Source organism: Bacillus sp. AP50 (assembly GCF_040492675.1).
Classification (GTDB): domain Bacteria; phylum Bacillota; class Bacilli; order Bacillales; family Bacillaceae_G; genus Bacillus_A; species Bacillus_A cereus.
This window is the reverse complement of sequence record NZ_JBEUTW010000372.1, coordinates 1-2,518: the sequence shown is the minus strand read 5'-3', so window position 1 is coordinate 2,518 and position 2,518 is coordinate 1. Positions and strand designations below refer to the sequence as shown.

Sequence of the window (2,518 nt, the reverse complement as noted above, 5' to 3'; positions counted from 1 at the left end):
CCCATAAATAGCGGGATAAATAGTCGTAACTGTATACAAGCATAGAGGTTCTCACCTTTATGCTTGTATATTCTTATCCAGCAAATTGCACAGCAGTATTTGCGTGTAAAAAAGCAGTATCAAAAACGGGAACAGTAAGATCATTTTGGGAGATAAGTAAAGGTATTTCAGTACAGCCTAATAATATACCTTCAGCGCCGTTTTGAATTAATGATTTTGTAATTTGTAATAACTTTTCTTTAGATGTTTCTGAAATGATCCCTCTACTTAATTCATCTAATATGACATGGTGGATAAAGGTTCTTTCCTCTTCATTTGGGATAATTGTCTCAATGTTATATTTCGCTAATCGTGATTTATAGAAATCTTGCTCCATCGTTTGTTTTGTTCCTAATAGTCCGATACGTTTTATACTCTGTTCTACCATTTCTTTAGCACTTACATCACCAATGTGAAGAAGCGGGATAGATATTGCTTGTTCTACTTCCTCGGCAAATAGATGTACGGTATTTGAACACATTAATAAACATTCAGCCCCAGATTTTTCAACTTTCTTTGCAACTGTAACTAGTTCATTTTTCACTTCTTCATATTGATGGTTTTGTAATAAAGTAGTTACTTCACCAAAGTCCATACTATATAAAACTAACTTTGCATTTTGATCGTATTGAGAGAGTGTAAGTGTATTAATATGTTTATAGTATAATGATGTAGATTCCCAACTTAATCCTCCAATCAAACCAATAACTTTCATAATGCATTCCTCCCGAAACGATTTTGAATTTATTATTTCATAATTCCGATAAGAATACAATGATTTAAATGATCTATTTAACAAAAAATAAAAATAGTAAGAAAAGTGTTGAAATTTACATTCTTTAGTGCCATAATACGAATTACAAATTAATACTTATCCAGAGAGGTGGAGGGAACGGCCCTAAGAAACCTCAGCAACCCCTATGCAATTTTATAGGAAGGTGCTAATTCCGCAGAGGACACGATGTGTTTTTTGAAAGATAAGAGGATTCTTGAATGTGAAAGAAAATGACCTCTTATGTAAGAGGTCATTTTTTTGTTGTATAGAAAGGGAGTGTCGATGCATAATTCATTTTTAAATTAAATATAGAGTAATAAAAGTTGACTAATATGAGAGGGGAATTGTCATGAACAAATTATCAACAAAGTTAGTAGTAGCAATCGGTATTGGAGCAGCATTATACGGGATATTAGGACTTTGGGGATTTTCTATTGCACCGAATACATTTATTAAACCAGCATTAGCTATATTAACTGTTTTTGGAGCATTATTTGGTCCAGTGGCAGGACTGTTAATCGGACTTATCGGTCATACCGTAACAGATACGATTGCTGGCTGGGGTATTTGGTGGGGCTGGGTTATTAGTTCAGGTATTATTGGTTTTTCAATGGGGCTTATTCAAAAAAGAGTTGGTTTTAGTGTGAAAAACGGGTCATTTAACAAGGGGGATATTTCTTATTTAGCAATTACTGGGCTAGTTGGTATTGTCATTGCTATTATATTTGCTGGGGCATTCGATATTATTGTGATGGGAGAACCATTTGACAAAATTGTTATACAAGTATTAGGAGCAACAATTTCCGATGTCATCGTTTTCTTAGTACTTGGATTGCCACTTACAATTGGTTTGGCGAAATCCAATAAGAAACATACACATTTAAAAATTGAAAAGTAGGGATGTTAACATGCAACCAATTATTTCGTTTGAACAATTCACCTTTCAATATGGGCATGCTGTGCAGCCTACTTTAAGTGATATTACCTTTCATATATACCCTGGGGAAAAAGTGCTAATTGCTGGACGAAGTGGCTCAGGAAAGTCGACATTAGCTCATTGTATAAATGGGCTAATCCCATTTTCTTACGAAGGGAATAGTACAGGTAACGTTTTAATTGCCGGTAAAGACCCGAGGGAAGGAAGTATTTTTGAACAAAGTAAACAGGTAGGAACAATTTTGCAAGATCAAGATGCTCAATTTATTGGTCTGACAGTAGAAGAAGATGTAGCTTTTTATTTAGAAAATGAATGTGTAAAGCAAGATGACATGAAAAAGATTGTTTCGGACTCATTAAGAAAGGTGAAGATGCATACGTTTCATAAACAAAGTCCACATGAATTATCAGGAGGTCAAAAGCAAACAGTTTCTCTAGCGGGTTTATTAACAACAAATGCGGATATATTATTGTTCGATGAACCGTTAGCTAATTTAGATCCACTAAGCGCCTTACATACGATAAAACTTATGAAAGATATACATGAACAATATAATAAAACGATTGTTATTATCGAACATAGAATAGAAGAAATTTTAAACCTGGATTTAGACAAAGTTATATTAATTGATGAAGGTAAAGTCATTGCGATAGGAACACCAAAAGAAATCTTAGCGTCAAATATATTACCACGTATCGGCTTAAGAGAGCCTATTTACATCGAAGCATTAAAGAGATTACATTTTGATAGTAATAATGACGTAATAT

At 33.7% G+C, this 2,518-nt stretch carries 3 protein-coding genes and 1 riboswitch; of the genes, 2 read left to right on the top strand and 1 reads right to left on the bottom strand.

Features of this window, described 5'->3' with window-relative positions; all coding sequences use genetic code 11:
- Window positions 1-73: 73 nt before the first annotated feature.
- Window positions 74-754 carry an aspartate/glutamate racemase family protein gene (locus ABWK52_RS22675; protein ID WP_000864399.1) on the bottom strand — a complete coding sequence of 227 codons (681 nt, stop codon included), beginning with the start codon at window positions 752-754 and terminating at the stop codon, window positions 74-76.
- 153 nt (window positions 755-907) lie between these two features.
- A riboswitch (SAM riboswitch) is annotated at window positions 908-1,023 on the top strand.
- 140 nt (window positions 1,024-1,163) lie between these two features.
- Here ABWK52_RS22675 and ABWK52_RS22670 point away from each other — a divergent pair.
- Window positions 1,164-1,712: an ECF-type riboflavin transporter substrate-binding protein gene (locus tag ABWK52_RS22670; RefSeq protein WP_001038210.1), complete on the top strand. Its 549-nt coding sequence runs from the start codon at window positions 1,164-1,166 to the stop codon at window positions 1,710-1,712.
- Between the two features lie 10 nt (window positions 1,713-1,722).
- Window positions 1,723-2,518: DUF3744 domain-containing protein (locus ABWK52_RS22665; protein ID WP_353772144.1), on the top strand; the 796-nt coding region annotated here is incomplete at its 3' end.

Coding starts and splice junctions, on each gene's coding strand:
- ABWK52_RS22675 (WP_000864399.1), bottom strand. CDS start 754: ATGAAAGTTATTGGTTTGATTGGAGGATTAAGTTGGGAATCTACATCA.
- ABWK52_RS22670 (WP_001038210.1), top strand. CDS start 1,164: ATGAACAAATTATCAACAAAGTTAGTAGTAGCAATCGGTATTGGAGCA.